This is a genomic window from Streptomyces sp. NPDC004561 (assembly GCF_053602155.1).
Genome location: NZ_JBSGDB010000696.1, coordinates 1 through 3472 on the forward strand (window position 1 = coordinate 1; position 3472 = coordinate 3472).

3 protein-coding genes are annotated in these 3472 nt (G+C 70.8%); 2 read left to right on the plus strand and 1 reads right to left on the minus strand.

Annotated elements, in window-relative coordinates; genetic code table 11:
- The first annotated feature begins 234 nt into the window (after positions 1–234).
- Together ACWEN3_RS43740 and ACWEN3_RS43745 are read left to right on the plus strand one after the other, a co-directional pair.
- Positions 235–894, plus strand: a complete 660-nt coding sequence (locus ACWEN3_RS43740; RefSeq protein WP_452983511.1) for an RraA family protein — start codon at positions 235–237, stop codon at positions 892–894.
- 287 nt (positions 895–1181) lie between these two features.
- Positions 1182–1856 carry a flavodoxin family protein gene (locus ACWEN3_RS43745; RefSeq protein WP_452983517.1) on the plus strand — a complete coding sequence of 225 codons (675 nt, stop codon included), beginning with the start codon at positions 1182–1184 and terminating at the stop codon, positions 1854–1856.
- 1000 nt (positions 1857–2856) lie between these two features.
- Here ACWEN3_RS43745 and ACWEN3_RS43750 read toward each other — a convergent pair.
- Positions 2857–3264: a hypothetical protein gene (locus ACWEN3_RS43750; protein WP_452983514.1), complete on the minus strand. Its 408-nt coding sequence runs from the start codon at positions 3262–3264 to the stop codon at positions 2857–2859.
- Positions 3265–3472: the final 208 nt, after the last annotated feature.

Below are 3472 nucleotides of genomic sequence, written 5' to 3' on the forward strand. Positions count from 1 at the left end.
GAACGACACGATGACGTCCAGGCTGTCCAGGCCGGCCTCGGCGACGAAGTCGATGAGCGGGGTGCCCCACTTGTCCCAGGTGTACTGGGAGCGCACGTCCCGGGACACGGCTCGTCCGCGGCCGCTGGCCGTCACACCGCGGGAGGTCCTGATGCGTGGAGCACTGTGGGGCCGCGCGCCCCTCACCCGCTCAGGCATCGCCGCCGCGGACGTCAAGACGGAGCCGTGGTCCCGGTGACGGAGGATCTGGGACGCTGGCTCGACCGGGTCGACAGCGCGTCCCTGGTGGACGCCATGGGACGCGTTCACGGGCACCGCGCGGACATCCTCGACCTCGTCAGCCCCGACCCGAGCCGGGTCATGTTCGGCCCGGCGGTCACGGTCGCGTACCTCCCCTACCGCGACGATCTGCCGGAGAAGGACCTCGGCTTCGCCACCCTGTTCTACCGGGCCGTGGGCGACGCCCCGGTGGGCAAGGTCGTAGTGCTGTCCAGCGGCGGCTACCCCGACTCCTCCCACGGCGGCGGCACCAAGCTGTCGCGGCTGCACAACCACCGCGTGGCGGGGGTGCTCGCCGACGGCCGGCTCCGCGACTTCGCCCAGCTCGCCGACTACGGGTTCGCTACATGGTGCCGCGGGCAGGCCACCCGCTGGGGCGGAGACACCGTGATGCCGTTCGCGGCCAACACCGCCGTGGAGATCGGCGGCGTGTGCGTCATGCCGGGCGACTACGTCTACGCCGACTCCGCCGGCGCCGTCGTCATCCCCGCCTCCAGCGTGCGGCGTGTGCTGGAGGAGGCGGCCCGCGTCGAAGACGAGGACGAGCGAACCGCCGAGCTGATCCGCACCGAGGACCCCGCCAGGCTGAGGCGCGGCGAGCAGACCGGGACGTAGCCCGGAGGGGCGGCCCTACGAGGCGGCCGACCCCCTGCGACGGCCTTGGCCGGCCCGCTGCCGAACGGCCCACCGCCTGCGCGTCGCGCTGCGATCGGTTGGCGGACAGCGCGGGCGGGCGTCATCATGGCAGGAAGATCGCCAGCCGCGCGGTGGGACGGGTCGCACCGCGCGGGCACCGGGCCGTCGCGCGCGGCCCGGTGACGGACACCCTGGGAGCCCACGTGACCGGCCAGCCGGAGTCAGCCGACACCCCGCCCGCCCGTTATGACGACCTGCGGGCCCTGATGATCAACTGCACGCTGAAGCGGTCGCCGGAGGTCAGCCACAGCCAAGGGCTGGTCGAGCGGAGCGCGGGCATTCTCGCCGAGCAGGGCGTCGGCGTGGACATCATCAGAGCGATCGACCACGACATCGCCACCGGCACCTGGCCGGACATGACCGAGCACGGCTGGGACAGCGACGCGTGGCCCGAGCTGTACAGGCGGATCCTGCGGGCGGACATCCTCGTGCTGGCAGGCCCCATCTGGCTCGGCGACAACAGTTCGGTGATGAAGCGGGTCATCGAGCGGCTGTACGCATGTTCCAGCCTGCTGAACTCCGCCGGTCAGTACGCCTACTACGGGCGTGTGAGCGGCTGCCTGATCACCGGCAATGAGGACGGGGCGAAGCACTGCGCCATGAACGTCCTCTACAGCCTCCAGCACCTCGGCTTCACCATCCCCCCGCAGGCCGACGCCGGATGGGTCGGCGAGGCCGGCCCGGGACCCTCCTACCTCGACCCCGGGTCGGGCGGGCCACAGAATGACTTCACCAACCGCAACGTCGCCTTCATGACGTGGAACCTGCTGCACCTGGCCAGGGCCCTGAAGGACCTCGGTGGCATCCCCGCCTACGGCAACCAGCGCACCGCCTGGGATGCCGGCTGTCGCAGCGAGAACACGAACCCCGAGCACCGCTGAACTCAACGCGGCCCTCCGTACCGCGGCAGGGAGCGTGCCTTCTGCCACGCCGGGGCGAGCTCGGGAACCAACGGCACCCCGTTGTCGACGAGGACCATATGCGCGAAGCTGGAGGCGCTTCTGGACCATCGTCCTCATCTGGCGGTTAGTCCGGTTCTCCGAACTTCGGCACTTGCATCGGATGGCCTTCCGGGCAGGGTCTCTGGGCTGGTGTGTCGGCGAGGGTGTGGTTGGTGCGTCGGCCGGCGTCGGGGTCTTGCTGCTCGGTCAACCCGCTGACGGTGCCCGGGTGTCCGGCTAATCCCCTGACGGTGGCCTGGTGCGTTGGTGGCCTGGTGTGTTGGGGGCCGTGTGTGTTGTGTGCGGTCTGGTTCGTGCTGCCTGGCGGGCTGTGTGTGTTGCGGTGTGGTGGCGGGGGATGGGGGTGGGTCCACCGGCCGTGGGTCCCTGATCGGGCGTCGTGTTCCGGTCGCTGGCCCCGCCCTGGTTCCAGGTGTCTGGTCGCTGGCCCCCCGGTTTCGGTTCTGGTCGCTGGCCCCGTCCGCGCCCCCACCCCGGTTTCGGTTCTGGTTGCTGGTCTCGCCCCCGCGCCCCATCCCTGTTCCGGTTGGGGTTGGGGTTGGGGTTGGGGTGGGTGTGGGGTTTGGGTTGTCGGTGTGGTGGGTGTGGTTCGTCTGCTGCTGGTTTCCCGCGTTGGGGGGTGTGTTGTCGGGCGTGGTTGCGCGCATCGGTGGGTGTACCGATGCGCGTGTGTGGCGGGGGAGGCCGGTGCCTCGCGGAGGTTGTCTCCGCGAGGCACCGACTTCTTCACCTGTCAGCCCTGGGTGCCTCCCTGGGTGTTCCCCATGCCGCCGCCCTGGGTGCCGCCCTGGGTGTTGCCGTTGCCGCCTCCCTGGGTGCCGCCCTGGGTGTTGCCGTTGCCGCCGCCCTGGGTGCCGCCCTGGGTGTTGCCGTTGCCGCCGCCCTGGGTTCCGCCCTGGGTGTTGCCGTTGCCGCCTCCCTAGGTGCCGCCCTGGGTGTTCCCGTTGCCGTTGCCCTGGGTGCCGCCCTGCGTGTTGCCTCGGCCGTTGCCCTGAGTACCACCCTGGGTGTTCCCGTTGCCGTTGCCCTGGGTGCCGCCCTGGGTGTTGCCTCGGCCGTTGCCCTGGGTGCCGCCCTGGGTGTTGCCTCGGCCGTTGCCCTGGGTGCCTCCCTGGGTGTTGCCGCGGCCGCCTCCCTGGGTTCCGCCTTGGGTGTTGCCGCCCTGGTGGGACATGTTGTTCTGGTGGTGTCCGGAGGAGTGTGCGGGCGCGTGGTGCTGGGTCATGGGTGCGGCCTCGGCGCTGGCTACACCGATCGTTCCTGCGGCCAGAGCGGCTATGCAGGAGATTCCTGCGATGCGGGCCAGGTGACGTCGAGCGTTAATCATGAGGAATCCTTGTGGTTCTTGGTGGATGAGCTTTCGTGAATTCATTTCAGCTCGTCCGGGTTTTTCTGTGTGTCCCCTGGCCGGGGGAGCGGCGGGCTGATGCGGCTGTCGGCCGGTGGGGGAGGGCGTGTGGCCGACCCGGGGCGCAACCCCCGGCCGGCTGGGCTGTGTCGCTGGCCGGGGTGGGGCGGCCATCCGGGGCGGTGCC

Bases quoted from the DNA above. Each gene is read 5' to 3' on its own strand.
- ACWEN3_RS43745 (WP_452983517.1), top strand. From the start codon at position 1,182: ATGATCAACTGCACGCTGAAGCGGTCGCCGGAGGTCAGCCACAGCCAA.
- ACWEN3_RS43750 (WP_452983514.1), bottom strand. From the start codon at position 3,264: ATGATTAACGCTCGACGTCACCTGGCCCGCATCGCAGGAATCTCCTGC.